Consider the following 26,804-nt stretch of genomic DNA (forward strand, 5'->3'; position numbering starts at 1 on the left):
GATGCGATGCGCGAGCGTTATTGGCGATAAAGCCTCAACCCGCCAGCGCGCGGCAAAAATCGACGATACGCTGCGCGCCTTGCGTGCATTCGTCGACATCGGCGACGAGCGCCATGCGCACGAAATTGCGGCCGGGATTCACGCCGTGCGCAGTACGCGCGAGGAACGAGCCCGGCAGAACCGTCACATTATAGTCGGCGTAGAGGCGCTGGGCGAACTCGGTGTCCGAGAGGCCCGTGCGCGACACGTCGGCCCACAGGTAGAACGCGGCGTCCGGCAGCCGCACGTCGAGCACCCCGGCGAGCATCGGCGTCACGGTGGAAAACTTCTGCAGATACTTCGCGCGGTTCTCGCGCACGTGCGTTTCGTCGTTCCAGGCCGCGATGCTGGCACTCTGGAACACCGTCGACAAGGCTGCGCCGTGGTATGTCCGGTATAGCAGGAAGGCCTTGAGGATGTCGGCGTCGCCCGCGACGAAACCCGAGCGCATGCCCGGCACGTTCGAGCGTTTGGACAGGCTCGACAGCATCACGAGGCGCTCGAAGCCGCGGCCGAGCTTGTGCGCGGCTTCCAGACCGCCGAGCGGCGGGTTGGCTTCGTCGAAGTAAATTTCCGAATAACATTCGTCCGACGCGATCACGAAGCCGTAGCGGTCCGACAGCGCGAACAGCTCGCGCCAGTCGTCGAGCGTGAGCACGGCGCCGGTCGGATTGCCCGGCGAGCACACGTACAGCAGTTGCGTGCGGGCCCAGATGTCGGCGGGCACCGCTGAATAGTCGCAGGCGAAATTGCGCGCCGGATCGCTATTGACGAAGTACGGCTGGGCGCCCGCCAGGATCGTCGCGCCTTCATAGATTTGGTAGAACGGGTTCGGACAGAGTACGATCGCAGGCTCGCCCGACGCATTCCGTTTCGGGTCGATGACTGTCTGCGCGAGCGCGAACAGCGCCTCGCGCGAGCCCGACACCGGCAACACCTGGGTGGCCGGGTCGACCGGCGGCAGGTTGTAGCGCTGCGTGACCCACCTGGCGATCGACTCACGCAGCGGCGGCGAGCCGATGGTCGCCGGATAGGCCGACAAGCCGCCGAGCGACGCGACCACGGCGTCGCGAATCAGCGCCGGCGTGGGATGTTTCGGCTCGCCGATGCCGAAGCTGATGTGCGCGAGGCTGGCCGGCGGCGTGATGTCCTTGAAAAGCGCGCGCAGCTTTTCGAACGGATAGGGCTGGAGGGAGTCGAGTAGCGGGTTCACTGGGCGGATCGAGCCTGATCGAAGATGGGCGCAGCGGGATGCTGGGCACGCGCGCTGACGGCGAACGCATGAAACACGCAAAACGGACGGCAGCGGCGGCGAGTGGACGATTATAGCCGGGCGCGCCCAGCGTGGGGCGCCCAGCGGGGCGTGGCCGGCGTGGAACGCATAGCCGGGCGCGCCGAACGTGGAGCCCATGCCCCGTGCGCGCAACGGCCATGACATGCCGGCCCGCGCCGCGCTGAATACGGCGCAACCCGCCAGGCAGCGCAGTCAGTGCGCTGCAGCGGGAACGACGCGAACCGCGGACGGTTCGCGTGAAAGGAAGCAGGAGCAGTGATGTACGTCACCACAATTATCGAGACACATGCCGGACGAAGCGGGCGCAACGACGCCGTCGTCCGTGACAGCAACACCGCCGGCGTCTGCGCAAGGGGCGCGCCATGACCAACTGGCTTCGCAACGGTTGGCCGACGCTCGCGATCATGCTGGGCGCGTCGGTGTGGGGGATGATCTGGTATCCGCTGCGCATGCTGGCCGCGCTCGGGGTAACCGGCACGGCGGCAAGCGCGCTGACGAGCGGCGCCGGTTGCCTGTTCGTCCTGCTGGTGCGCTATCGCGCACTCACAACCGTGCGCTGGCATTGGCTGCTGCCCGCCCTCGCCCTGGCAGCCGGTATCACCAACCTCGGCTTCGTGTGGGGTTCGATCCACGGCCAGGTGATGCGCGTGCTGCTGTTGTTCTATCTCACTCCCGCATGGACCGCGCTGTTCGCGCACTTCATCCTGCATGAACGGCTGACGTGGGCCGGAGCCGGGCTGGCCGCGCTGTCGCTCGCGGGCGCAATGACGATGCTATGGTCGCCGCAGCTGGGCATCCCGGTGCCGGGCAATCTCGCCGAATGGGCGGGCCTCGCCGGCGGCATGGGCTTCGCAATGAGCAACGTGCTGATCCTCAAGACGAGCCGCGTGCTGCCTGAGATGAAGCCCGAAATGCGCACCGCGACGATCTTCGGCGGCGCGGCGCTGTTCAGCGCCTGCGCCTCGCTGTTCGAGGCAATGCCCGCGCCGCCCACCGGCGGGCATCTCGGCACGGCCGCGCTGCTGGTGCTCGGCCTCGGTTTTCTGCTGGCGTCGAACAATATGCTGGTGCAGTACGGTCTCTCGCGCGTGCCGGCCAATCGGGCGTCGATCATCATGCTGTTCGAGATCGTGATCACGGCCTTGTCCGCGTGGCTCTTTGCCGGTGAGACGCCCGGCCCGCGCGAATGGGCGGGCGGCGCATGCATCGTGCTGGCCTCCGCATTGTCCAGTTGGGTGCACCGGACCAAGGCCAGCCCGGTTGATCAGACCAAAGAGGATGCAGGCCCCGGCGTGGACCAAGGCACCGGCCGCGACGCAGACCGTAAGGACCGTCAGAACCGTCCGCGCGCGATGGTATGATTGCCCCTCATTAGCTAACGCGCGCTTGACCGCGCGCGATTAGCACCCGTTTCGCGAAGCTTCACGGGCCGTTTCGCTGCATCGGCAAACGGCTTGTGCGGCCTTCACGAGCCACCTTTATTTTCCCTTTTCAATCAGCGATATCGCCGTGCGTCTGACCTCGATCAAACTCGCTGGCTTCAAGTCATTCGTCGATCCCACGCATTTCCAGGTTCCGGGCCAATTAGTCGGCGTGGTCGGTCCCAATGGGTGCGGCAAGTCCAACATCATCGATGCCGTGCGCTGGGTGCTCGGCGAATCGCGCGCTTCCGAGCTGCGCGGCGAGTCGATGCAGGACGTGATCTTCAATGGCTCGACCGCGCGCAAGCCGGGTAGCCGCGCCAGCGTCGAACTCGTGTTCGACAATGCCGATGGCCGTGCCGCCGGCCAGTGGGGCCAGTATGCCGAAATCGCCGTCAAGCGCGTGCTGACGCGCGACGGCACTTCGAGCTACTACATCAACAACCTGCCGGCGCGCCGCCGCGACATTCAGGACATCTTCCTCGGCACCGGCCTCGGGCCGCGCGCCTACGCGATCATCGGGCAGGGCATGATCGCGCGCCTGATCGAGGCGAAGCCGGAAGAGCTGCGCGTGTTCCTCGAAGAAGCCGCCGGCGTGTCGAAGTACAAGGAACGCCGCCGCGAAACCGAGAACCGGCTGCACGACACACGCGAAAATCTGACGCGGGTCGAGGACATCGTGCGCGAACTCGGTTCGAATCTCGAGAAGCTCGAGGCGCAGGCGATCGTCGCGACCAGGTACAAGGATTTGCAAAGCGACGGCGAAGAGAAGCAGCGCCTCTTGTGGCTGTTGCGCAAGAACGAAGCCGGCAGCGAGCAGGAACGCCAGCAGCGCGCCATCGAACAGGCGCAGATCGACCTCGAGGCGCAGACTGCGAAGCTCCGCGAAGTCGAAGCGCAACTCGAGACGCTGCGTGTCGCGCATTACTCCGCCAGCGACGCGATGCAGGGCGCGCAAGGCGCGCTGTACGAGGCGAATGCCGAAGTCAGCCGTCTTGAAGCCGAGATCAAGTTCATCGTCGAGTCGCGCAACCGCGTGCAGGCGCAGATCGCTGCGCTGACCGCGCAGCGCGAGCAGTGGCAGTCGCAGGCCGAAAAGGCGCAAGGCGATCTCGAAGACGCCGAAGAACAACTCGCCGTCGCCGAAGAGAAAGCCGCGCTGGCCGAAGACGAAGCCGCCGCGAAGCACGACGCGATGCCGGCGCTCGAAGCGCGCTGGCGCGATGCGCAGACGGAATTGAACGCCGAGCGCGGCGGCATTGCGCAGACCGAACAGGCGCTGAAGCTCGAAGCCGCGCATCAGCGCAATGCCGATCAGCAATTGCAGCAGTTGCAGCAGCGTCACGAGCGGTTGAAGTCGGAAGCGGGCGGGCTGGACGCCCCCGACGAAGCGCAGCTCGAGGACCTGCGCATGCAGCTCGCCGAGCACGAAGAAATCCTCCACGACGCCCAGGCCCGCTTGGCCGATGCGCAGGAAACGCTGCCGCGCCTCGATGGCGAGCGCCGCAGCGCGCAGGAACGCGTGCAGTCGGAAAGCGCGCAGATTCATCAGCTCGACGCACGGCTTGCCGCGCTCAAGCAGTTGCAGGAAAACGTCCAGACCGAAGGCAAGATCCAGCCGTGGCTCGAAAAGCACGAGTTGAGCGGTCTGCCGCGTCTGTGGAAGAAGCTGCATGTCGAGGCCGGTTGGGAAACCGCGCTCGAAGCGGTGCTGCGCGAGCGGCTCGCCGCTCTGGAAGTGTCGAACCTCGACTGGGTCAAGGCGTTCGCCACCGATGCGCCGCCCGCCAAGCTCGCGTTCTATTCGCCGCCGGTGGCCGGCCAGCCGGCCGCTATGCCGCCCGCGTTGCGCCCGTTGCTGTCGCTGGTTCGCATCGACGACGCAGGCCTGCGCGCGGTGCTGAACGACTGGCTCGGCCTCGCGTTCGTCGCTGACGATCTGGCGCAGGCGCTCGCGATGCGCACGCAGTTGCCGGAAGGCGGTTCGTTCGTCGTCAAGGCTGGCCACGTGGTGACGCGTGTCGGCGTGCAACTGTATGCCGCCGATTCCGAACAGGCCGGCATGCTGGCCCGTCAGCAGGAAATCGAAAACCTGACGCGGCAGGTGCGCGCGCAGGCATTGCTTGCCGACGAGGCGAAGGCTGCCGCGATCCGCGCCGAAGCCGCCCACACGCAAGCTGCGCAAGCGCTGACCGACGTGCGCCAGCAGTCTGAGCGCGCGACGCAACGTGTCCACGCCTTGCAGATGGACGTGCTCAAGCTCACGCAAGCGCACGAGCGCTACATGCAGCGCAGCACGCAGATCCGCGAAGAACTCGAAGAAATCACCGCGCAGATCGAAGAGCAACGCGCGATGCGTACCGAGTCGGAAGCGAACTTCGAGCGCCACGACGCGGAACTTGCCGAATTGCAGGCGCGTTTTGAAGATCACCAGATGGCCTTCGAAGCGCTCGATGAAGAACTCACTGCCGCGCGCGCACAATCGCGCGATCTCGACCGTGCCGCCACTGACGCGCGCTTTGCCGCGCGCAACATGGCGAACCGAATCGACGAATTGAAGCGCAGCATCCAGGTCGCGCATGAGCAGAGCGAACGCGTGGCCGCGTCGCTGGAAGATGCGCGTGCCGAGCTGGAAACGATCAACGAACAGACCGCGCACACCGGTTTGCAGGACGCGCTCGATATCCGCGCGGTCAAGGAAGAAGCGCTGCATGCCGCACGCCTCGAACTCGACGATCTGACCGCCAAGCTGCGCGCTGCCGACGAAACCCGTCTGACCGCTGAGCGTGCGTTGCAGCCGCTGCGTGACCGCATCAACGAATTGCAGCTGAAGGAACAGGCCGCGCGCCTGAACGGCGAGCAGTTCATCGAGCAACTGGCCGCGGCCGGCGTGGATGAAGCCGAATTGCAGGCCAAGCTCACGCCGGACATGAAGCCGTCGTACCTGCAAGGCGAAGTCACGCGGATCAACAACGCGATCGCCGCGCTGGGTCCGGTCAATATGGCCGCGCTGGACGAACTGAAGGCGGCAAGCGAGCGCAAGACGTTCCTCGACTCGCAATCGGCCGACCTGACCAACGCGATCGAAACGCTAGAAGACGCGATCCGCAAGATCGACGGCGAAACGCGTACGCTGCTGCAAGGCACGTTCGACGAAGTGAACCGTCATTTTGGCGAACTGTTCCCGCGTCTCTTTGGCGGTGGCCAGGCCAAGCTGATCATGACAGGCGACGAAATTCTCGACGCCGGCGTGCAGGTGATGGCGCAGCCGCCGGGCAAGAAGAATTCGACGATTCACCTGCTGTCGGGCGGCGAGAAGGCGCTGACCGCCACTGCGCTGGTGTTTGCGATGTTCCAGCTGAATCCCGCGCCGTTCTGTCTGCTCGACGAAGTGGACGCGCCGCTCGACGACGCCAACACGGAACGCTTCGCGAACCTCGTGCGCGCGATGTCCGACAAGACCCAGTTCCTGTTCATTTCGCACAACAAGATCGCGATGGAAATGGCACAGCAGCTGATCGGCGTGACCATGCAGGAGCAGGGCGTGTCGCGGATCGTTGCCGTCGACATGGAAACGGCCGCCGGTTTCGCCCAGAATATCGTTTAAGTTGTCCTTTAAGTTGATCATCGCGGGCGTCCGCGTTCACCGCAGCGGCCGTCGGCCGCGCGAGACGTGGGGCGGGCGCATAGCCGCGCAGACAGAAGAATTGCTGATGGAGCATGCATGGACGAGTTGACACTCGGTTTGATCGGCGCGGGCGCCGTGGTGGTCGGGGGCGTGGTCGTGTACAACGCGTGGCAGGGTGCGAAAGTGCGCCGCAAGATGCCGCGGGCGATGCCGGCCGACGCCGCTGAAAGCATCGCGCGGGACGATCAGCAGGAACAGAGCCCGTTCATCGAGCCGGCCCGTCCGACCACGCGCCGCGAGCCGGTGGTGGGTTCCGATGCGGTCGCGGAAACGGCGGCGGCGCGCGTCGAGCCGACCTTCGGTGCAACAGCTGCGCCGCTCGACACACCGGCCGATATCCAGGCCGAGACGATTACGCCGAACGGCTATCCCGAAGCCGAAGGTGTGGCTGCTGCCGAAAGCGGTGAAGCGGCTGAGGCTGGCAAGGCCTCCAAAGCGGACGAGCGGAACGAACCGATCCTGCCCGCCGCCACGACGATTTCGTCGGCGCCGCCTGCCATTGTCGATCGCCGCATCGACTGCATCGTGCCGATTCGCCTGAATGGCCCGGTGGTCGGCGACAAGGTGATTCCGCTCGCGCAGCGTCTGCGCCGCGCCGGCAGCAAGCCGGTGCATATCGAGGGCAAACTCGAAGGCGGTGCGTGGGAACTGCTGCAAAACGGCGCGCGCTACGAAGAGCTGCGCGCGGCTGCGCAGTTGGCCAATCGCAGCGGCGCGCTCAATGAACTGGAGTTTTCGGAGTTCGTGACCGGCGTCCAGCAGTTTGCCGATGCACTCGACGCGTCGCCAGAATTCCCCGACATGCTCGAAACGGTCGCGATGGCGCGCGAACTCGACGGCTTTGCCGCCCAGTGCGACGCGCAACTCTCGATCAACGTGCTCTCCGACGGCGCGCCGTGGTCGGCCAACTACGTGCAGGCGGTGGCTTCGCAGGACGGCTTGCTGCTGTCGCGCGACGGCACGCGCTTCGTCAAGCTCGACACAAAGCAGAGCCCGGTGTTCATGCTGCAATTCGGCGACACCAACTTCCTGCGCGACGACCTCACGTACAAGGGCGGCCAGATGATCACGCTGGTGCTCGACGTACCGGTGGCCGACGAAGACATCCTGCCGTTCCGTCTGATGTGCGACTACGCGAAATCGTTGGCCGAGCGCATCGGCGGGCGGGTGGTCGACGACGGACGGCGTCCGTTGCCGGAAACCGCGCTGCTGGCGATCGAAAAGCAGTTGATGACGCTATATGCGAAGCTCGAACAGGCGGGCATTCCGGCCGGTTCGCCCGCCACGCGGCGTCTCTTCAGCCAGTAACGTTTCTGTTTTTACGTAGTTCCCGACGGCCGCACGATGTGCGGCCGTCGGCGTTTTCGGGCGGCGCTTTCACGTGGCGCTTTGCAGGATTGGTGAACGCACGAAACTGGCCATGCGGCCGATGTAAAGGGGCACGCTTTCCTGCGATAATCCACTGTCTGAATTTCATCGAAGAACCCTCCGACAGCATGGCCCGAACCTCCGTCTCAAATCCAGCAACCAGCGCTCCGGCAGAGCGGGCCGCGTGGCTGCGCGCGGAACTCGAACGCGCCAACTACGCGTACTACGTGCTCGACCGGCCGGACTTGCCGGACGCGGAATACGACAGGCTCTTCAAAGAGTTGCAACAGATCGAGACGGAACATCCGGACCTGATCGTGCCGGACTCGCCCACCCAGCGTGTGGGCGGCGAGGCGGCGAGCGGTTTCGAGCCGGTCGTGCACGACCAGCCGATGCTGTCGCTGAACAACGGCTTTGCGGACGAAGACATCGTTGCGTTCGACAAACGCGTGGGCGACGCGCTCGGCAAGAACGCGAGCGAGCCGCCGGTGCCGGTCGATTACGCAGCCGAGCTGAAGTTCGATGGCCTCGCCATTTCGCTGCGTTATGTCGACGGCAATTTCGTGCAGGCGTCCACGCGCGGCGACGGCACCACCGGCGAGAACGTCACCGAAAACGTCCGCACGATCCGCTCCATTCCGCTGAAGCTCAAAGGCAAACGCGTGCCGCAGGTGCTCGACGTGCGCGGCGAAGTGCTGATGTTCAAGCGCGATTTCGAGCGTCTGAACGAACGTCAGCGGGCCGCCGGGCAAAAAGAATTCGCCAACCCGCGCAATGCCGCGGCAGGCAGTCTGCGGCAACTCGACTCGAAGATCACCGCACAGCGGCCGCTGTCGTTTTTCGCGTATGGAATCGGCGTGCTCGAAGGCATCGAAATGCCGGCCACGCATAGCGAACTGCTCGACTGGTACACGGAACTCGGCTTGCCGGTCAATGGCGAGCGAGCGGTGATGCAAGGCGCCGATGGCCTGCTGGGGTTTTTTTATGCGGTAGGCGAGAAGCGCGATAGCTTGCCGTACGACATCGACGGGGTGGTCTACAAGGTCAACCGGCGCGATGAGCAGGACGCGCTCGGCTTCGTGTCGCGCGCGCCGCGCTTTGCTTTGGCGCACAAATTCCCCGCACAGGAAGCGCTCACTAAACTCGTCGCGATCGACGTGCAGGTCGGCCGCACCGGCGCGATTACGCCGGTCGCGCGGCTCGAGCCGGTATTCGTCGGCGGCGCGACGGTGACGAACGCGACCCTGCACAACGAAGACGAAGTGCGACGCAAAGACATTCGCATCGGCGATACGGTGATCGTACGGCGCGCCGGCGACGTGATTCCGGAGGTGGTGAGCGCGCTGCTCGAGCGCCGCCCGGACGATGCACGCGAGTTCGTCATGCCGACGCAATGTCCGGTGTGCGGCTCGAGCATCGAACGGCTGCCGGACGAGGCGATTGCACGCTGCACGGGCGGCCTGTTCTGTCCCGCGCAGCGCAAGCAGGCGCTGTGGCACTTCGCGCAGCGTCGCGCGCTGGATATCGACGGGCTCGGCGAGAAGATCATCGATCAACTGGTCGATGAGAACCTGGTGCGCACGCCGGCTGATCTGTTCAATCTCGGCTTTGCGACGCTCGCCGAACTCGACCGTTTCGCCGAGAAGTCCGCGCAGAATCTGCTCGACTCGCTCGAAAAAGCCAAACACACCACGCTGGCGCGCTTTATCTACGCGCTCGGCATCCGCCACGTCGGCGAATCGACGGCGAAAGATCTGGCCAGGCATTTCGGTTCGCTGGATCCGATCATGGATGCATCGGTCGAAGCATTGCTGGAGGTGAACGACGTCGGACCGGTGGTCGCCGAGTCGATTCATCAGTTCTTCGCCGAAGAGCACAACCGTACGGTGATCGAGCAACTGCGTGCGCCCGGCAAGGTCGCTTGGACGGAAGGACCGCCCGCACCGAAGGCGCCACAAGGCATACTGGCCGGTAAGACGGTCGTGCTGACCGGCACCTTGCCGACGCTCGCCCGCGAAGAGGCGAAAGAAATGCTCGAAGCGGCCGGCGCGAAGGTGGCCGGTTCGGTGTCGAAGAAAACCGATTACGTGGTGGCCGGCGCCGAAGCCGGCAGCAAGTTGGCGAAGGCGGAGGAACTCGGCATCCCCGTACTCGACGAAGATGGTATGCGTAAGCTCCTGGAGGGGCAGTTATGATCCGCGAAATTCTCAAGATGGGCGATCCGCGCCTTTTGCGTATTGCCAATCCGGTCGATCACTTCGACACGCCCGAATTGCATGAACTCGTGAAGGATATGTTCGAGACGATGCACGACGCCAACGGCGCAGGCCTCGCCGCGCCGCAGGTCGGCGTCGATCTGCAGGTGGTGATCTTCGGCTTCGGGCACAACGAACGCTATCCGGACGCGCCGCCGGTGCCGGAGACGGTGCTGATCAATCCGACCATCACGCCCGTGTCACTGGATATGGAAGAGGGCTGGGAAGGCTGTCTGTCTGTGCCGGGACTGCGAGGCGCGGTCAGCCGGTTTTCGATGATCCGGTATCACGGCTTCGATCAGTACGGGAAACCGATCGATCGCGTCGCTGAAGGCTTCCACGCGCGCGTCGTGCAGCACGAGTGCGACCACCTGATCGGCAAGCTGTATCCGATGCGGATTACCGATTTCTCGCAGTTCGGCTTCACGGAAGTTCTGTTTCCGGATCTGGACCCGGGTAGCGACGATTGATACCGCCTTTTGTCCGGTGGCAGTTCGTTCATCGCTGCCGCTGGAGAATAAAAAACCCACGCTTTTGCGTGGGGGTTTTTTATTGGGTGTACCTCAAGCGCCTGGCGTCAAAACGACTCGTCCGGCGACAGGTAGCGCCATTGCCCCGGCGGCAACGCGCCCAGCAGCACACGACCCATCCGCACGCGCTTCAGACCGACCACTTCGAGGCCGACCAGCTCGCACATCCGACGAATCTGGCGCTTCTTGCCTTCGCGCAGCACGAAACGCAACTGCTCGCCGTTCTGCCAGCTGACCATTGCCGGCTTCAGCGGCACGTCGTCGAGCGACAGGCCGTGGCGCAGCAGCGCGAGGCTTTCAGGCGGGAAGTGACTTTCGACGTCGGTGGTGTGCTCGCCGTACGACACGCGCACCAGATACTCCTTGTCGATCTCCGAATGGCCGCCGATCAGCTGCTTGGCGATGCGGCCGTCCTGCGTCAGCACCAGCAAGCCCGTCGAATCGATGTCCAGACGTCCGGCCGGCGCGAGTTGGCGCAGATGCGCAACGGAAAAACGAATGTCCGAGCGGTCGCCTTCCCAGCGGTTTTCCGGCGTGACCAGCGTGATGGCCGGCTGATAACCGTCTTCCGCCTGGCCTGACACGAAGCCAATGGTCTTATGGATCAGGATTGTCACCTGGCTCGCTTGCGCGGCCTCGGCGGCGGGGTCGATCTCGATACGCTGATCCGGACGCACCTTGGTGCCAAGCGTGTCGATCCGTTCGCCGTCGACCAGCACCCAGCCTTTTTCAATCCATTCGTCGGCTTCGCGGCGCGAGCACAGGCCGAGTTCGGACATCAGCTTCGACAGACGGAGGGTGCCTGGCGCGTCTTCGTAATCGCGACGCGGCGTGCGCGGGGCGGCATCGGTGTCACGTTCGGCTTTGGCTGAGTGCGACGGTCCGCGCGGCTTGTCGGCGTGTGCCGGGCGATCGTTGTCGCCGAAGCGGCGCGCAGCAGCCGGCAGCGGTTTGTCGAAGCTGCGTGCCGGGCGGTCGCTACGTTCCGTGCGTTCGCCGCGTTCGGCACGCGGCGGCCGGTCGCCGAATTCGCGTTTTGCGGGTGCCCGGTCGCCACGGTCGTCACGTGGCGCGCGGGCCGGACGGTCTGCACGGTCGCCATAGCCGCTTTTGACGGGTTTCGAGAAGGTGCGTTCGCCACGGTCCGAAGCGCCACGCTTGTCGTCGAAACGGCGCGGCGTGCTGTCGCTGCGCGGCGGGCGCTCGCCGGTGCGGCGCTCTTGCGGGGCGCCGCGGTCGCTGCTAAAGCGCGGCCGATCGGACGCATCGCGCTCACGGCGCGGTCCGCCTTCCGGCGGACGGCCTGCGCCCGGGCGAGTACCACTGAACGAGCGGCGCTCGCCCTCGTCACGACGCGGCGCACGGCTGCCTTCGTAACTGCGCGGGGCACGTTCGCTACGGTCCGCACTGCTTTCGAAGCGGCGCGGGGCGCGCTCAGAACGCTCGCTGTCGGTGCGACGAGGGACGCGTTCGCCGCGGTCCGTACTTCCTTCGAAACGCCGCGGCGCCCGTTCGCTACGATCGCCGCTGCCTTCGAACCGGCGTGGCGCGCCTTGGCCGCGCTCGCCTTCAGCGCGGCGCGGGGCGCGTTCGCCGCGCTCACCCTCTGTGCGTCGCGGAGCGCGTTCACTGCGATCCGCGCTGCCTTCAAACCGACGAGGTGCACGTTCGCTACGATCGGCACTCCCTTCAAACCGGCGTGGGGCGCGTTCGCTACGCTCAGCGCCGCCTTCAAACCGCCGCGGCGCCCGTTCACCACGCTCACCTTCAGCCCGGCGCGGCGCACCAGGCGCACCCTCACGCCGCGGCGGCCGATCCGACGTCGGCCGGCGCGCAGCGCCAGGGCCACCCGCATCCCGCTCACGCGAGAACGACCCTTCTGCCCGTGCCGGACGCGCGCCGGCACCCGGTGGCTTGCCAGCCGGCCGCTTGCCGCCACCCGCCGTTGCGCCAGCGCCTTGGCCCCGCGCCCCGCTAAACCCCGGCGTCGACGGCTTGGGTCCGGCCGGGCGCGTCGGCTTACGCGCCGATGTGCTTCCGGTACGGACAGGAGCGCGTTCGGACGAAGCCGGCCGCGGGTGCTTGGCTGTTAATTTGACTCGCATGAAATCTCACACTGCAATCGCGCGCAGCAGCTCGGTCTCAACCTGAATTTGCAGGCGGTTGTCCGACAGACCGTGCCCATCCAGCAGGAACACGTCTTCGACGCGTTCGCCGAGCGTATTGATCCGCGCCGAAGAGACGCCGACCCGGTGCTCGGCCAGCACGCGCGCGATCGAATAAAGAAGGCCTGGCCGGTCGTTCGCAGACACGGACAGGATGTAATATTGGCCGCGCTCGTCGGCCCGGAGATCGACGCGCGGCGTAACAGGGAAGGTCCGCGACAGCCGCGACAGACGGCCTTTCGACGGCCCCGGGAGCAGGGTGCCGTTGCCAGTCAGGCGTGCGGCCAGTTCCTGTTCTACCAGATTGGCAATATCGCGATAATGCACGTCTTCTTCGGTATGCGCGACGAGGAAATTATCGAGCGCGTACCCGTGACGGGTCGTACTGACCCGCGCATCGAGCACCGACAGGCCGTTGCGGTCGAAATACGCACAAATGCCGGCGAACAGATCGGGCTGGTCTTTCACGTAAACCAGCACCTGGAGCGCTTCGCCGATCGGCGCCGGCCGGGCGCGCACGATTGGCGCCGTGGTTTCGACATGGCGGTACAGCACACGGGTTTGCCAGGCGATATCCGCTGCGTCGTGGCGCAGGAAATAGCCGATGTCCAGCTTGTCCCACAGCGCCGTTTGCGCACCTTCCGGCACGGTTTCGAGGCGCAGCAGCGCGAGTGCCTCTTCCTGGCGGGACTTGAGCTCCGAATGCGCGTCGGGCCGTGCGCCGCCGAGCACCGCCAGCGTCGCTCGATAGAGATCTTCGAGCAGCTTGGCTTTCCAGGTATTCCAGACTTTCGGGCTGGTGCCGCGAATGTCGGCGACGGTCAGCAGGTAAAGCGCCGTCAGGCGCCGCTCGGTGCCGACCACTTCGGCAAACCGCTTGATTACCTCGGGGTCGCTCGTGTCCTGCTTCTGCGCGACCTGGCTCATGGTCAGATGCTGCTGGACCAGCCAGACGACCAGTTCGCCGTCATCACCTTCGATGCCGTGATTGCGGCAAAAGCGCCGCGCGTCGGCCATGCCGAGCACCGAGTGGTCGCCGCCGCGGCCCTTGGCGATATCGTGAAACAGCGCCGCCACGTACAACACCCACGGCCGGTCGAGGTTGGCGATCAACTGGCTGCAGAACGGATATTCGTGCGCATGCTCGGCCACCGCGAAACGGCGCAGATTGCGTAGCACCATCAGGATGTGCTGGTCGACCGTGTACACGTGATACAGGTCGTGCTGCATCTGTCCGACGATGCGCCGGAAATTCAGCAGATAGCGCCCGAGCACGCTAGTCTGGTTCATCAGCCGTAGCGCGTGCGTGATACCTGCCGGCTGCTTGAGGATATCCATGAACAGGCGCCGGTTTTCCGGGTCGCGCCGCCAGTGCTGATCCATCACTTCGCGGGCGTTGTAGATCGCGCGCAGCGTGCGCGCCGACAAGCCTTTCACGCCCGGCGTCTGTTCGTACAGCAGGAATGCTTCGAGAATCGCATTCGGTTCGCGTTCGAACACGTCGTCGCTGGCGATTTCCAGCATGCCTTGCTTCTCGACAAAGCGATCCGACAGCACGCGCGTAATGCCGCTCGTGCTGGGGAAGAGTTGCGCTTCGATGTTCTGGATCAGGATCGTCGCGAGCTGCGTGACGGCTTTGGCCGACCAGTAGTAGCGGCGCATCAGCTGTTCGCTGGCGCGCTTGGTGGCGGTCGGCTTGTAGCCGAAGCTCTCGGCCACCGGCGTTTGCAGATCGAACACCAGAATGTCCTGGCGGCGGCCCGCGATCACATGCAGCCGGGCGCGCAGCGCTTTCAGGAAGCCCTCGTTGCGGCGCAGTTCGCGCGCTTCGCGCTCGGTAATCAGGCCGCGCGCTTCGAGTTCGCGCCAACTGCTGCCGAAACCGGCCGCCTGGGTGATCCACAGAATCAGTTGCAGGTCGCGCAAGCCGCCCGGGCTTTCCTTGATGTTCGGCTCGAGCGCGTACGGCGTGTCCTGAAATTTGGCGTGCCGCTGGCGCATTTCCAGCACTTTCGCCTGGAAAAATGCGCGCGGGTCGAGCGCTTCGCGGTAACGCTGCGCGAAGTCGTCGAACAGCGGGGCGCTACCGGTGATGCGCCGCGCTTCGAGCAGCGACGTGCGTACGGTGACGTCGTTGGCGGCTTCTTCGAGGCACTGTGATACGCTGCGCACGCTGCTGCCGAGTTCCAGCCCCAGATCCCACGCGAGGCTGATGAAGCGTTCGATGCGCGCTTCGAGATGCGCGATCGGCGCGTCCGGCAGCAGCACCAGGATGTCGATGTCCGAATGCGGCGCGAGCTCGCCCCGCCCATAGCCGCCGACCGCCAGCAGCGCCAGCTCGGACGGCAGTTCGCAGGTGTTCCAGGCGGCGCGCAGGGACTCGTCGGTGGCGCGCGCGAGAGCCGCCATCAGCGCATCGACGTTGGTGGCCGTTTTGAAACGTTCCAGCAACTGGGCTTTGGCCACTTTGTAGTCCGCCTTGAGCGACGTGGCATGGGATGGGGCGACGGCTGGAACACTACTCATTGGCAGGCGGGCGAGTGGGGGCGCAAAGCGGTCAGGCCGTCGCGGCCGCGACCGGCGGACGCGCGGGTGTGCCGGCGGAGACGGTCAGCACGTCATAGCCGGTTTCCGTGACGAGAATCGTGTGTTCCCACTGCGCCGACAGGCTGCGGTCCTTGGTCTTGACGGTCCACTGGTCCGGCATGGTGCGAATGTCGCGACGGCCGGCGTTGATCATCGGCTCGATCGTGAAGATCATGCCCGTCTCCAGTTCGAGCCCCGTGCCCGGACGGCCGTAGTGCAGAATCTGCGGATCTTCGTGGAACACCGTGCCGATGCCGTGGCCGCAGTATTCTCGCACCACGCTGTAGCCCTGCGCTTCGGCATGCTTCTGGATCGCGTAGCCGATGTCGCCCAGATGGGCGCCCGGGCGCACCTGATTGATGCCGAGCCACATGCATTCGAAGGTGGTCTGCACGAGGCGCTTGGCCATGATCGACCCTTCGCCGACGATGAACATCCGGCTGGTGTCGCCGAAATAGCCTTCTTTGATCACGGTGACGTCGATGTTCAGCGCATCGCCGTTCTTCAGCGTCTTGTCGCCCGGAATGCCGTGACAGATCACGTCGTTGACCGAGATGCAGGTCGCTTTCGGATAGGGCGGGTAGCCGGGCGGCTGGTAATTCAGCGGCGCCGGAATCGTGCCTTGTTCCTTAAGCATGTATTCGTGGCACAGCCGGTCGAGTTCCCCGGTCGTGATGCCGGCCGTGACGAACGGCGTGATGTAGTCGAGCACTTCGCTTGCGAGCTTGCAGGCGACGCGCATTTGCGCGATATCGTGTTCGTTTTTGATGGTAATAGCCATGAGTCGGGCCTGAAATGCGATTTATTGCGGGATTATCGCACCATATTCCGGCCGCCGCAGGCTTTTGCGATAGCGTCGGCGTGCTTTACTGCTGTGTTCCCGGCCTGTTTCTGGTGCCTCGGGTGCGGCGGCGAAGCTGGTTTGTGTGGACGCGGGCCGAAGCGGGTCTTCAATCGTGTTGGCGCCGGCGGCAATAGGACAGGCGCAACCCGGCCGCGGCAAACGGGAGCTACCGCGCGGGTTGAGTCGGCCGATAGTCACGTGCTATAATCTCTGGCTAAGTCGATCTTTGTTCTCGCTTGCAATATGTAAGCTATGCAGTGTGAGAGAAGGGGAGGCCGCTCATGGCGATAGTTGCCTGCGCCACGAGCGAAAGCAGTACCAAGGTAGCAGACTCGCAAGCCGGCGCACCCAGGGTGTCCGTCGCATTCAGCCAGGTAGGCGGATGCGGCCGATACGGCAGCCGGCTTAAGACCCAACCCTCGCGGAGAATTTCATGGCAGTTACCATGCGTCAAATGCTGGAAGCCGGTGTCCACTTCGGTCACCAAACGCGCTTCTGGAACCCGAAGATGGCTCCCTTCATTTTCGGTCATCGCAACAAGATTCACATCATCAACCTCGAAAAGACGCTGCCGATGTACAACGACGCGCTGAAGTACGCGCGTCAACTGGCAGCGAATCGCGGCACGATCCTGTTCGTCGGCACGAAGCGTCAATCGCGCGACACGATCGCTGAAGAGGCGCAACGCGCTGGCATGCCGTACGTCAACGCACGCTGGCTCGGCGGCATGCTGACCAACTTCAAGACGCTGAAAGTATCGATCAAGCGCCTGAAGGACATGGAAGCGGCGCTGGAAGCAGGCGAAACCGAGCGCATGAGCAAGAAAGAAGCGCTGCTGTTCGAGCGCGAAATGCTCAAGCTGCAAAAATCGATCGGCGGCGTGAAGGACATGGGCGGTATTCCGGACGCGATCTTCGTGGTCGACGTCGGCTACCACAAGATTGCCGTCACCGAAGCTAACAAGCTCGGCGTGCCGGTCATCGCCGTGGTCGACACGAACCACTCGCCGGAAGGCATCGACTACGTGATCCCGGGTAACGACGACGCCAGCAAGGCTGTCGCTCTGTACACGGCTGGCGTGGCTGACGCGATCCTCGAAGGCCGTGCGAACGCGGTCAACGAAGTGGTGCAAGCTGCCCGTGGCGGCGACGGCGACGAGTTCGTCGAGGTCAACGGGGAAGCGTAAAGCTGCCCCGTGTCCGGCAAAAAAGGGGGCTTTCTACAGGCCCCCTTTTTTTAAGCCGTGACACTGTAGTGGGGTGTCGCGAACGGTGCCCGCAGCGTTGCTCGTAAAAAATATGCGCAACGCTGAAACGAATTCTTGCCGCCGGTATCGAAGTCCGGGCGGCGTGTGACAGACGGAACTCAAGGAGCAAATGATGGCGGCAATTACCGCAAGCATGGTTGCAGAACTGCGCGCGAAGACCGACGCGCCGATGATGGAATGCAAGAAGGCGCTGACGGAAGCCGACGGCGACATGGCGCGTGCCGAAGAGCTGCTGCGCGTGAAACTGGGCAACAAGGCCAGCAAGGCAGCGTCGCGCGTGACGGCTGAAGGCGTGGTCGCATCGTTCATCGGCGGCAACGCTGGTTCGCTGGTCGAACTGAACTGCGAAACCGACTTCGTTTCGAAGAACGACGACTTCCTGGCTTTCTCGAAGACGATCGCCGAACTGGTCGCTACGCAAAACCCGGCTGATGTCGCTGCTCTGTCGGCGCTGCCGCTGGACGGCTCGACGGTCGACGCAGTGCGTCTGGCGCTGGTAGGCAAGATCGGTGAAAACCTGTCGATCCGCCGTTTCGTGCGTTTCGAAACCTCGAACAAGCTGGCAGCGTACCTGCACGGCACGCGTATCGGCGTGCTGGTCGAGTACACCGGCGCGGACGAGCAGATTGGCAAGGACGTGGCAATGCACATCGCCGCAATGAAGCCGGTCTCGCTGTCATCGGACGACGTCCCGGCGGATCTGATCGCCAAGGAACGCAGCATTGCTGAACAGAAGGCCGCCGAATCGGGCAAGCCGGCTGAAATCGTCGCCAAGATGGTCGACGGCAGCGTGCAGAAGTACCTGAAAGAAGTGTCGCTACTGAACCAGACGTTCGTTAAGAACGACAAGCAGACGATCGAACAGATGCTGAAGGCCGGCAACTCGAGCGTACAGAAGTTCGCGCTTTTCGTGGTCGGCGAAGGCATTGAGAAGAAGCAGGACGACTTCGCAGCTGAAGTGGCCGCTCAAGTCGCTGCTGCAAAGCAACAATAAGCCTCACCGCAGTACCGTTGGATCCGCGGCGGAGCAAGACTTTGCCGCGGTCGGCAGCGCCGCAAGGCTACGCGCGGGTTGACCCTCGCCGCGCAGCCGCCGCTGGCGAACCTCAGGGTTCGTCAATTTGGCGACGCTTGCCCGAATCAGCATTTCACCCCTACAGTTCCACGTTGTTGTCCTATTCTGCGCGATCGGATATCCCTATGCCCACTGCCTATAAACGCGTCCTGCTCAAACTCTCCGGCGAAGCCCTGATGGGCGACGATGCCTTCGGCATCAATCGTGCAACCATCGAACGAATGGTAGCGGACGTAGCCGAAGTGGTCCGGCTCGGCACGCAGTTGGCCGTGGTGATCGGCGGCGGCAATATTTTCCGCGGCGTCGCGGGCGGCGCGGCCGGTATGGATCGCGCCACGGCTGACTACATGGGTATGCTGGCCACGATGATGAACGCGCTGGCGCTGCAGGACGCAATGCGCCACGCCGGCATCGAAGCGCGCGTGCAATCCGCGCTGCGCATGGACCAGGTGGTTGAGCCGTATATCCGCCCGCGCGCGATTCGCCAGCTCGAAGAAGGCAAAGTCGTGATTTTCGCGGCCGGCACCGGCAACCCGTTCTTCACCACCGACACCGCTGCCGCGCTGCGCGGCTCGGAAGTCGGCGCGGAAGTCGTGCTGAAAGCCACCAAGGTGGACGGCGTCTATTCGGCCGACCCCAAGAAGGACCCGAGCGCGACCCGTTACACCACGATCAGCTTCGACGAAGCGATCGGCCGCAATCTGCAGGTGATGGACGCCACGGCGTTCGCGCTGTGCCGTGACCAGAAGTTGCCGATCCGGGTGTTTTCGATCGTCAAGCCGGGCGCGCTCAAGCGCATCGTACTAGGCGAGGACGAGGGCACCCTCGTCCACGTGTAAACTCTCGTTCACATAACGTGGGCTTTGACGCGAGCCCAGGTCGCCGCCTTTGGCGCGCGCTGGCCGGCTCGCTCCGTTTTGAAGGTTCGGAGGTTTAAAAATGTCTGTGGCTGATATCAGGAAGGGCGCTGAACAAAAGATGCAGCGCTCGATCGACGCGTTCAAGAACGACTTGTCGAAGATCCGTACGGGCCGTGCGCACACCGGTCTACTCGATCACATCCAGTGCGATTACTATGGTTCGCCGGTGCCGATTTCGCAGGTTGCGAACCTGACGCTGATCGACGCACGCACGATCGGCGTGCAGCCGTGGGAAAAGAAGATGGTCCAGGTCGTCGAAAAGGCGATCCGCGAGTCGGACCTCGGTCTGAATCCGGCCACCCAGGGCGACGTGATCCGCGTGCCGATGCCCGCGCTGACCGAAGAGCGCCGCCGCGAACTGACCAAAGTGGTCAAGAGCGAAGCGGAAACGGCCAAGGTGGCAGTGCGCAATCTGCGCCGTGACGCAAACGAGCAACTGAAAAAGCTCGTGAAAGACAAAGAAATTTCAGAAGACGACGAGCGTCGTGCCGGTGACGACGTTCAGAAGCTGACGGACAAGTTCGTCGCTGAAATCGACAAACTTGTGGTGACCAAAGAAGCCGAGATCATGACGGTCTGAGGCCGCTCGGCTCCCAGGAAAACGCCGGGCCGCCCCAAGTTTTCCGCCCCGAAGGAAGTCCCCTTGGGGGATTGCCCCCTCGGGGGGCTTGGCGCGAAGCGCCAGGTTTGGGGGCACACTCAGTACTTTCAGGGTTTTCACTTCTTTATTTGCAGTCACTGTCCCAACGGCCATGACCTATACCAGCTCAACCGTGCGCGTGCCTGATGTCGCCGCGGTGCCGCGACATATCGCGATCATCATGGACGGCAACGGCCGTTGGGCAACCCAGCGGCGCCTGCCGCGCGTGGCCGGCCATACACGCGGCGTCGACGCGGTGCGCGCGGCCGTCGAGGCGTGCGCACGGCAAGGCGTCGAATATCTGACGCTATTCGCGTTCAGCTCGGAAAACTGGCGCCGTCCGACCGACGAAGTGTCGTTCCTGATGCGCCTGTTCGTCACAGCGCTCGAACGCGAAATCGGCAAACTGCACGCGAACGGCATCCGTTTGCGGGTAGTCGGCGATCTGTCGAAGTTCGACACGCGCATCCGCGATCTGATCAGGCGCGCGGAAACCAAAACCGCGCGCAATACCCGTCTCACGTTGACCATCGCCGCCAATTACGGCGGCCGCTGGGACATCATGCAGGCCACCCGCAAGCTGGCCGAGCAATCGGCGCTGGCGGGCCAGGCAGTCGAGGTCAACGAGGAATCGTTCGCCGAACACCTGTCGATGGCCTATGCGCCTGAGCCGGACCTCTTCATCCGCACCGGCGGCGAGCGCCGCGTCAGCAATTTTCTGCTGTGGCAGCTCGCATACACCGAGTTCTACTTCACCGACACCTTCTGGCCGGATTTCGACGCCGATGCCCTCGGCCACGCGATCGCTTCGTACGCGGAGCGTGAACGCCGCTTCGGCCGCACCAGCGCTCAACTCGAGCCGCAATCGCAAAACGTCGATTCGCTTCCATGCTAAAAACCCGTGTCATCACGGCGATCATCCTGCTGGCGGTGTTCTTGCCGGTCACGTTGTTCGCGCCGGTGGGCGCGTTCGGCGCGCTGATCGCTTTCGTGGTCGTGTTTGCCGCGTGGGAATGGGCCCGTCTGCTGAAGCTCGGCGGCGCGGGGCCCGTCATTTATGCGCTGATCGCCGCGGTGGCGCTGGTCGCGAGCACACGCCTCGGCACCGGCGTCGAAGAGCCGCGGCCGCTGTTTCAGGCGGCTGCCATCTTCTGGGTGATCGCAGGGCCGTTCGTGCTGCTGCGCAAGCCAGCGCTGGCGCAAGGCGCGTGGCGCACCTTTCTGTTCCTTGCCGGCATTGTGGTATTCGTCGCGTGCTGGCATGCTCTCGTCGCCGCGCGCATGAAGGGCGTGCCGTTCGTGCTGTCGTTGCTGCTATTGGTATGGCTTGCCGATATCGGCGCATACTTCTCAGGAAAAGCCTTCGGAAAACACAAGCTGGCGCCTGCCATCAGCCCGGGTAAGACTTGGGAGGGCGCGATCGGCGGCTGGCTGGTGGTGATGATCGTCGCGGCGGCGGCGGTCTTTTTGCATGCGTTCGAGCCGACCCTGTATTCTGCGCTGCTGGCGCAATTGGGCGCTGTGCGCACGCTGCTCGCACTGACCGTGCTGGTGGCATTCAGCGTGGTGGGCGACCTGTTCGAATCGATGTTGAAACGCCAGGCCGGAGTCAAGGATTCAAGCGGCCTGCTGCCGGGACACGGCGGCGTGCTCGACCGCATCGACGCATTATTGCCGGTGCTGCCGCTTGCCATGCTGTTGCTCGGCTAGAGAAAGAGATATGCAAAAACGTCTGACATTGCTCGGTTCCACGGGCTCGATTGGAGACAGTACGCTCGACGTCGTCGCGCGTCATCCCGAGCGCTTTTCGGTTTACGCGCTCTCCGCGCATCGCAACGGCGACAAGCTCGTCGAACAATGCCTGCGCTTTCAGCCCGAGGTCGCGGTAGTCGGCGATGCCGATACTGCTGCGCGCGTCGCGGCGAAGCTGCTTGACGCGGGTTGCAAGACCGAAGTCACCTACGGGCCGCAAGCACTCGTCGACGTGTCGAAGAGCGACGGCTGCGATACGGTGGTGGCGGCGATCGTCGGCGCGGCCGGCCTTGCGCCGAGCCTTGCCGCCGCGCGCGCCGGCAAGCGCATTCTGCTCGCCAACAAGGAAGCGCTGGTGATGTCCGGCGCGATCTTCATGGACGCGGTGCGCGATAACGGCGCGGTGCTGCTGCCGGTGGACAGCGAACACAACGCGATTTTCCAATGCCTGCCGCGCGAAGCCGCGTTGCATGGCGGTGTGTCGAAGATCATCCTGACCGCTTCGGGCGGTCCGTTCCGCACCCGCGAACCAGCCACGCTCGCCGACGTCACGCCGGAAGAAGCCTGCAAGCATCCGAACTGGGTCATGGGCCGCAAGATTTCGGTCGACTCAGCCACGATGATGAACAAGGGGCTCGAGGTCATCGAAGCGCACTGGCTGTTCGGCTTGCCGGGCGAGCGCATCGAGGTGCTGATCCATCCGCAGAGCGTGATTCACTCACTGGTCTCCTACGCCGACGGCTCGGTGCTCGCACAACTCGGCAACCCCGACATGCGCACGCCGATCGCGCATGCGCTGGCGTTTCCGGAGCGCGTCGATTCGGGCGTCGCGCAACTCGATCTGGCGGAGATCGCGTTGCTGTCGTTCGAAAAGCCTGACTACACGCGCTTCCCGTGTCTCGCGCTCGCCATGAAGGCGCTGGCCGAGGGTGGGGTCGCGAGCGCGGCCCTGAATGCCGCGAACGAAATCGCTGTTGAAGCCTTCCTGTCGCGTCAGATCGGTTTCATGGCGATTGCCCAGGTGGTCGACGCGGTGCTCAACGCGTTACCGAACCGTAGCGCGCACGTGCTCGAAGACGTGATCGAGGCCGACGCCGCTGCGCGTCGCGCCGCAGCCGAATTCATCGCGCGTCTGCCGGACGACGCTCGTCGAGCGGAACGCGCCGTTCAGTGAGGCGCTTATGAATCTGCTGATCGAACTGCTTGCCTTCGCGGTCGCGATCGGCGTACTCGTGGTCGTCCACGAGTACGGCCACTACAGCGTTGCGCGCCTGTGCGGCGTGCGGGTGCTGCGCTTTTCGATCGGCTTCGGCAAGCCGCTGTTCCAATGGGTGAGTCCGAAGACGGGCACCGAATGGATCATCGCCGCGTTGCCGCTCGGCGGCTATGTGAAGATGCTCGACGAGCGCGAGACCGGTACGCCGATTTCCGCTGAAGCGTTGCCGTATGCGTTCAACCGGCAGTCCGTGTGGCGCCGTTTCGCGATTGTCGTGGCCGGGCCCGTAGCCAACTTCCTGCTGGCGATCGTGCTGTTTGCCCTCGTGTTCGCCACCGGCGTGACGGAACCGGCGGCCGTGGTCGCGGCGCCCACGCCGAATACGCCGGCGGCATTGGCGGGCTTCGACGGCGGCGAGACCATTGTCGCGGCGCGTGCCGAGAACGCTAGCGAATCGGAGCCGGTGCGTTCATGGTCCGACTTGCGCTGGAAGCTGTTGGGCGCGGCATTCGATCACAGGCGGATCGTACTGAGCGCGAAGGATGCCCACGGCACCTCGGATTTCCAGCTCGATCTGCGCGGCATCACCGAGAAAGATGTCGACGACGACTTTATGTCGCATCTCGGCTTCGAGCCGGGGGGCGGCAAGTTGACGGTTGCGGGCGTGCAGCCGGGCAGCGCGGCACAAAAGGCAGGCCTTGTAGCCGGTGACCGTTTGCTCGCAGTCGACGGCATACCCACCGACAACGCCACGGCATTCATCGCGTACGTAAAATCGCACGCCGGCAAGCCGTTTACGCTGCAAGTGGAGCGTGGCGTGCAAGGCGCGCCGGGCGCGCAAGCCGTGGGTAGGCTCGAAGACGTTCGGATCGTCCCGCAGACGCAGCGTGACGACGCGACGGGCCAGCAGATCGGCCGCATTGGCGCGGAACTGGCGACCCAGGTTCCGTCGATCGACGTGCGCTATGGGCCGATCGAAAGTCTGCAATTGGGCGCGCGCCGTACATGGGATCTCGCTGTTTATTCGGTACGCATGTTCGGCCGGATGATCGTCGGCGAGGCTTCGCTGAAGAATCTTTCCGGCCCCGTGACGATCGCCGACTATGCAGGAAAGAGCGCACGTCTAGGTCCTTCTGCATTCCTGTCGTTCCTGGCCCTTGTCAGTATTAGCCTCGGTGTACTGAACCTGTTACCAATTCCGGTATTGGACGGGGGTCATCTGTTATATTATTTGGTTGAAGCTGTAACCGGCAAAGTTGTCTCCGATCGCTGGCAACTCGTTTTTCAGAGGGCGGGTCTCGCCTGCATCGTCGCGTTGTCGGCGATCGCGCTGTTCAACGATCTGGCTCGTTTAATCCATTTTTAAAGTGTCTGGCGGCGCTCACGATGGCGACCGTCTGACCTGATGCAGCTATACACACTGGGGAAGCACGTTGTTTAAACCTCATCGCTTTGTTCCAAAGACGGTTATAGCCGCGGCATTCGCCGCGCATGGGCTGGTTGCTCACGCAACGACGCCCTTCGTGGTGCAAGACATCCGGATCGAGGGATTGCAACGCGTCGAACCCGGTACCGTGTTCGCGTACCTGCCCATCAAGCAAGGCGATACCTTTAGCGACGACAAGGCTTCCGAAGCCATTCGCGCGCTGTATGCCACCGGCTTCTTCAACGACGTCAAGATCGCGACCGAAGGCAACGTGGTCATCGTGCAGGTGCTGGAACGCCCGGCCATTGGCACGATCGACTTTGCCGGTATTCACGAATTCGACAAGGAAAACCTGACCAAGGCGCTGCGCGCGGTCGGTTTGTCGCAAGGCCGTTACTACGACAAGGCGCTGGTCGACAAGGCCGAGCAGGAATTGAAGCGCCAGTATCTGACGCGTGGCTACTACGCCGCTGAAGTCACCACCACGATCACACCGATCGACCGCAACCGCGTGTCGGTGCTGTTCTCGGTGGCTGAAGGCCCGAGCGCGAAGATCCGCCAGATCAACTTCATCGGCAACAAGGCGTTCAGCACCGGCACGCTGCGCGACGAAATGCAACTGTCCACGCCGAACTGGTTCTCGTGGTACACGAAGAACGACCTGTACGCGAAAGACAAGCTGACCGGCGACCTTGAAAATGTCCGCTCGTATTACCTGAATCGCGGGTACCTCGAGTTCAACATCGAGTCGACCCAGGTGTCGATTACGCCGGACAAGAAGGACATGTATCTCACGGTCACGCTGCATGAAGGCGAGCCGTACACGATTTCGAGTATCAAGCTGGCGGGTAATCTGCTCGACCGCGAGCCGGAGCTGAACAAGCTCATCAAGATCAAACCGGGTGACCGCTTCTCGGCTGAAAAGCTGCAAGCCACCACCAAGGCGATCGTCGACAAGCTCGGCGAGTATGGCTATGCATTCGCCACCGTCAACGCGCAGCCGCAGATCGATCAGGAACACCATAAGGTCGACCTGACGCTGCAAGTGGACCCGAGCCGCCGCGTGTACGTGCGCCGCATCAATGTGGTCGGCAACACGCGTACGCGTGACGAAGTGGTGCGCCGCGAAATGCGCCAGCTCGAAAGCTCGTGGTTCGACTCGAACCGCCTCGCGCTGTCGAAAGACCGGATCAACCGTCTGGGCTACTTCACGGATGTCGACGTGACCACGACGCCTGTCGAAGGCACGCCTGACCAGGTCGATGTGGACGTCAAGGTGGCCGAAAAGCCGACCGGCGCAATCACGCTGGGTGCGGGCTTCTCGTCGACCGACAAGGTGGTGCTGTCCGCGGGCGTGTCGCAAGACAACGTATTCGGTTCGGGTACGAGTCTCTCCGTGAACGTGAATACCGCCAAGACCTACCGTACGTTGACGGTGACGCAGGTCGACCCGTACTTCACGGTCGACGGCATCAAGCGGATTACCGACGTCTACTACCGTACGTACCAGCCGCTGTACTACTCGACGGATTCGAGCTTCAAGATCGTCACGATCGGCGGCGACCTGAAGTTCGGCATTCCGTTCTCCGAAGTCGACACGGTCTACTTCGGCGCGGGCCTCGAGCAGAACCAGCTGGATATCGACGCGAACACGCCGCAGAGTTACATCGATTACGTGAACCAGTTCGGCCGCCGGTCAACCAACGTGCCGATTACAGTGGGCTGGTCGCGCGACGCGCGTGACAGCGCGCTGGTGCCGAGCCGCGGTTACTTCACGCAGGCGAACGCCGAATACGGCACGCCGATCGGCGGCACGCAGTACTACAAGGCCGACATCAACGCGCAGTACTATTACTCCTTTTCGCGCGGTTTCGTGCTGGGCTTCAACTTCCAGGGCGGTTATGGTAACGGCCTCGGCGGCAAGCCATACCCGATTTTCAAGAACTACTACGCGGGCGGTATCGGTTCGGTGCGGGGCTACGAGCCGAGCTCGCTGGGCCCGCGCGACGCGAAGACGAACGACCCGATCGGCGGCTCGAAGCTGCTGGTGGGTAACATCGAATTGACGTTCCCGCTGCCGGGCACGGGCTATGACCGCACGCTGCGCGTCTTCACGTTCCTCGATGGCGGTAACGTGTGGGGTACGGAAGGTAACAGCATCGGCGCGAACGGCCTGCGTTACGGCTACGGTGTCGGTCTGGCGTGGATCTCGCCGATCGGCCCGCTCAAGCTCAGCCTGGGCTTCCCGCTCACGAAGCACACCGGCGACCAGTATCAGAAATTCCAGTTCCAGATCGGGACGGCATTCTGATCCGGCG

Annotated in this window: 18 protein-coding genes; 14 read left to right on the forward strand and 4 right to left on the reverse strand. The window is 63.9% G+C overall.

Annotated elements, in window-relative coordinates:
* Nucleotides 1-34: 34 nt before the first annotated feature.
* Nucleotides 35-1,252, reverse strand: a complete 1,218-nt coding sequence (gene dapC / locus WN982_RS08050; protein WP_341315197.1) for a succinyldiaminopimelate transaminase — start codon at nt 1,250-1,252, stop codon at nt 35-37.
* Nucleotides 1,253-1,695: 443 nt separating this feature from the next.
* Here dapC and WN982_RS08055 point away from each other — a divergent pair, with 443 nt between their 5' ends.
* From WN982_RS08055 to def, 5 genes are all read left to right on the forward strand, one after another.
* Nucleotides 1,696-2,694, forward strand: coding sequence for a DMT family transporter (locus tag WN982_RS08055; protein WP_341315198.1), 999 nt, complete (start codon nt 1,696-1,698; stop codon nt 2,692-2,694).
* Nucleotides 2,695-2,842: 148 nt separating this feature from the next.
* Nucleotides 2,843-6,361: a chromosome segregation protein SMC gene (smc, locus tag WN982_RS08060; RefSeq protein ID WP_341315199.1), complete on the forward strand. Its 3,519-nt coding sequence runs from the start codon at nt 2,843-2,845 to the stop codon at nt 6,359-6,361.
* Between the two features lie 117 nt (nt 6,362-6,478).
* Nucleotides 6,479-7,750 carry a cell division protein ZipA C-terminal FtsZ-binding domain-containing protein gene (locus WN982_RS08065; protein ID WP_341315200.1) on the forward strand — a complete coding sequence of 424 codons (1,272 nt, stop codon included), beginning with the start codon at nt 6,479-6,481 and terminating at the stop codon, nt 7,748-7,750.
* 188 nt (nt 7,751-7,938) lie between these two features.
* Nucleotides 7,939-10,005, forward strand: a complete 2,067-nt coding sequence (ligA, locus tag WN982_RS08070; RefSeq protein ID WP_341315201.1) for an NAD-dependent DNA ligase LigA — start codon at nt 7,939-7,941, stop codon at nt 10,003-10,005.
* Complete coding sequence (def, locus tag WN982_RS08075; RefSeq protein ID WP_341315202.1) at nt 10,002-10,535, forward strand: peptide deformylase; 534 nt, start codon at nt 10,002-10,004, stop codon at nt 10,533-10,535. Before ligA ends, def begins: the two co-directional genes overlap by 4 nt.
* Nucleotides 10,536-10,642: 107 nt before the next feature.
* Here def and WN982_RS08080 read toward each other — a convergent pair whose 3' ends face one another.
* The 3 genes from WN982_RS08080 to map are packed head-to-tail and all read right to left on the reverse strand — an operon-like array spanning nt 10,643 to nt 16,127.
* Nucleotides 10,643-12,700 (reverse strand): pseudouridine synthase, encoded by a 2,058-nt coding sequence (locus WN982_RS08080; protein WP_341315203.1) that lies wholly within the window; start codon nt 12,698-12,700, stop codon nt 10,643-10,645.
* Between the two features lie 6 nt (nt 12,701-12,706).
* On the reverse strand, nt 12,707-15,286 hold the full coding sequence (locus WN982_RS08085) for a [protein-PII] uridylyltransferase (protein ID WP_341315204.1): 2,580 nt from the start codon (nt 15,284-15,286) through the stop codon (nt 12,707-12,709).
* Between the two features lie 31 nt (nt 15,287-15,317).
* A complete protein-coding gene (map, locus tag WN982_RS08090; RefSeq protein WP_341315205.1) occupies nt 15,318-16,127 on the reverse strand; it encodes a type I methionyl aminopeptidase in 810 nt (269 codons plus the stop codon).
* Between the two features lie 496 nt (nt 16,128-16,623).
* On the opposite strand from map, the gene rpsB reads away from it, so the two are divergent.
* The 9 genes from rpsB (at nt 16,624) to bamA (ending at nt 26,797) form a co-directional block, all read left to right on the forward strand.
* Nucleotides 16,624-17,376, forward strand: coding sequence for a 30S ribosomal protein S2 (rpsB, locus tag WN982_RS08095; protein WP_341315206.1), 753 nt, complete (start codon nt 16,624-16,626; stop codon nt 17,374-17,376).
* A 193-nt stretch (nt 17,377-17,569) separates the two neighbouring features.
* On the forward strand, nt 17,570-18,451 hold the full coding sequence (tsf, locus tag WN982_RS08100) for a translation elongation factor Ts (protein ID WP_341315207.1): 882 nt from the start codon (nt 17,570-17,572) through the stop codon (nt 18,449-18,451).
* Between the two features lie 206 nt (nt 18,452-18,657).
* Entirely contained in the window at nt 18,658-19,371 is a 714-nt protein-coding gene (pyrH, locus tag WN982_RS08105; protein WP_054926390.1) for a UMP kinase, read from the forward strand.
* Between the two features lie 100 nt (nt 19,372-19,471).
* Entirely contained in the window at nt 19,472-20,032 is a 561-nt protein-coding gene (gene frr / locus WN982_RS08110) for a ribosome recycling factor (RefSeq protein WP_012433445.1), read from the forward strand.
* Between the two features lie 172 nt (nt 20,033-20,204).
* Complete coding sequence (gene uppS / locus WN982_RS08115) at nt 20,205-20,987, forward strand: polyprenyl diphosphate synthase (protein WP_341315208.1); 783 nt, start codon at nt 20,205-20,207, stop codon at nt 20,985-20,987.
* A complete protein-coding gene (locus tag WN982_RS08120) occupies nt 20,981-21,802 on the forward strand; it encodes a phosphatidate cytidylyltransferase (RefSeq protein ID WP_341315209.1) in 822 nt (273 codons plus the stop codon). Before uppS ends, WN982_RS08120 begins: the two co-directional genes overlap by 7 nt.
* Before the next feature lie 10 nt (nt 21,803-21,812).
* A complete protein-coding gene (locus tag WN982_RS08125) occupies nt 21,813-23,018 on the forward strand; it encodes a 1-deoxy-D-xylulose-5-phosphate reductoisomerase (RefSeq protein ID WP_341315210.1) in 1,206 nt (401 codons plus the stop codon).
* A gap of 7 nt (nt 23,019-23,025) precedes the next feature.
* Nucleotides 23,026-24,426, forward strand: a complete 1,401-nt coding sequence (rseP, locus tag WN982_RS08130; protein WP_341315211.1) for an RIP metalloprotease RseP — start codon at nt 23,026-23,028, stop codon at nt 24,424-24,426.
* 67 nt (nt 24,427-24,493) lie between these two features.
* Entirely contained in the window at nt 24,494-26,797 is a 2,304-nt protein-coding gene (bamA, locus tag WN982_RS08135) for an outer membrane protein assembly factor BamA (protein ID WP_341315212.1), read from the forward strand.
* Nucleotides 26,798-26,804: the final 7 nt, after the last annotated feature.

This window comes from Paraburkholderia sp. IMGN_8 (genome assembly GCF_038050405.1).
In the GTDB taxonomy this organism is placed as follows: domain Bacteria; phylum Pseudomonadota; class Gammaproteobacteria; order Burkholderiales; family Burkholderiaceae; genus Paraburkholderia.

Excerpts from the sequence above, each read along its gene's own strand:
- WN982_RS08080 (WP_341315203.1), bottom strand. The coding sequence starts at position 12,700 with ATGCGAGTCAAATTAACAGCCAAGCACCCGCGGCCGGCTTCGTCCGAA.
- rpsB (WP_341315206.1), top strand. The coding sequence starts at position 16,624 with ATGGCAGTTACCATGCGTCAAATGCTGGAAGCCGGTGTCCACTTCGGT.
- frr (WP_012433445.1), top strand. The coding sequence starts at position 19,472 with ATGTCTGTGGCTGATATCAGGAAGGGCGCTGAACAAAAGATGCAGCGC.
- def (WP_341315202.1), top strand. The coding sequence starts at position 10,002 with ATGATCCGCGAAATTCTCAAGATGGGCGATCCGCGCCTTTTGCGTATT.
- uppS (WP_341315208.1), top strand. The coding sequence starts at position 20,205 with ATGACCTATACCAGCTCAACCGTGCGCGTGCCTGATGTCGCCGCGGTG.
- WN982_RS08125 (WP_341315210.1), top strand. The coding sequence starts at position 21,813 with ATGCAAAAACGTCTGACATTGCTCGGTTCCACGGGCTCGATTGGAGAC.
- WN982_RS08120 (WP_341315209.1), top strand. The coding sequence starts at position 20,981 with ATGCTAAAAACCCGTGTCATCACGGCGATCATCCTGCTGGCGGTGTTC.
- WN982_RS08085 (WP_341315204.1), bottom strand. The coding sequence starts at position 15,286 with ATGAGTAGTGTTCCAGCCGTCGCCCCATCCCATGCCACGTCGCTCAAG.
- map (WP_341315205.1), bottom strand. The coding sequence starts at position 16,127 with ATGGCTATTACCATCAAAAACGAACACGATATCGCGCAAATGCGCGTC.
- WN982_RS08055 (WP_341315198.1), top strand. The coding sequence starts at position 1,696 with ATGACCAACTGGCTTCGCAACGGTTGGCCGACGCTCGCGATCATGCTG.
- tsf (WP_341315207.1), top strand. The coding sequence starts at position 17,570 with ATGGCGGCAATTACCGCAAGCATGGTTGCAGAACTGCGCGCGAAGACC.
- pyrH (WP_054926390.1), top strand. The coding sequence starts at position 18,658 with ATGCCCACTGCCTATAAACGCGTCCTGCTCAAACTCTCCGGCGAAGCC.
- rseP (WP_341315211.1), top strand. The coding sequence starts at position 23,026 with ATGAATCTGCTGATCGAACTGCTTGCCTTCGCGGTCGCGATCGGCGTA.
- ligA (WP_341315201.1), top strand. The coding sequence starts at position 7,939 with ATGGCCCGAACCTCCGTCTCAAATCCAGCAACCAGCGCTCCGGCAGAG.
- WN982_RS08065 (WP_341315200.1), top strand. The coding sequence starts at position 6,479 with ATGGACGAGTTGACACTCGGTTTGATCGGCGCGGGCGCCGTGGTGGTC.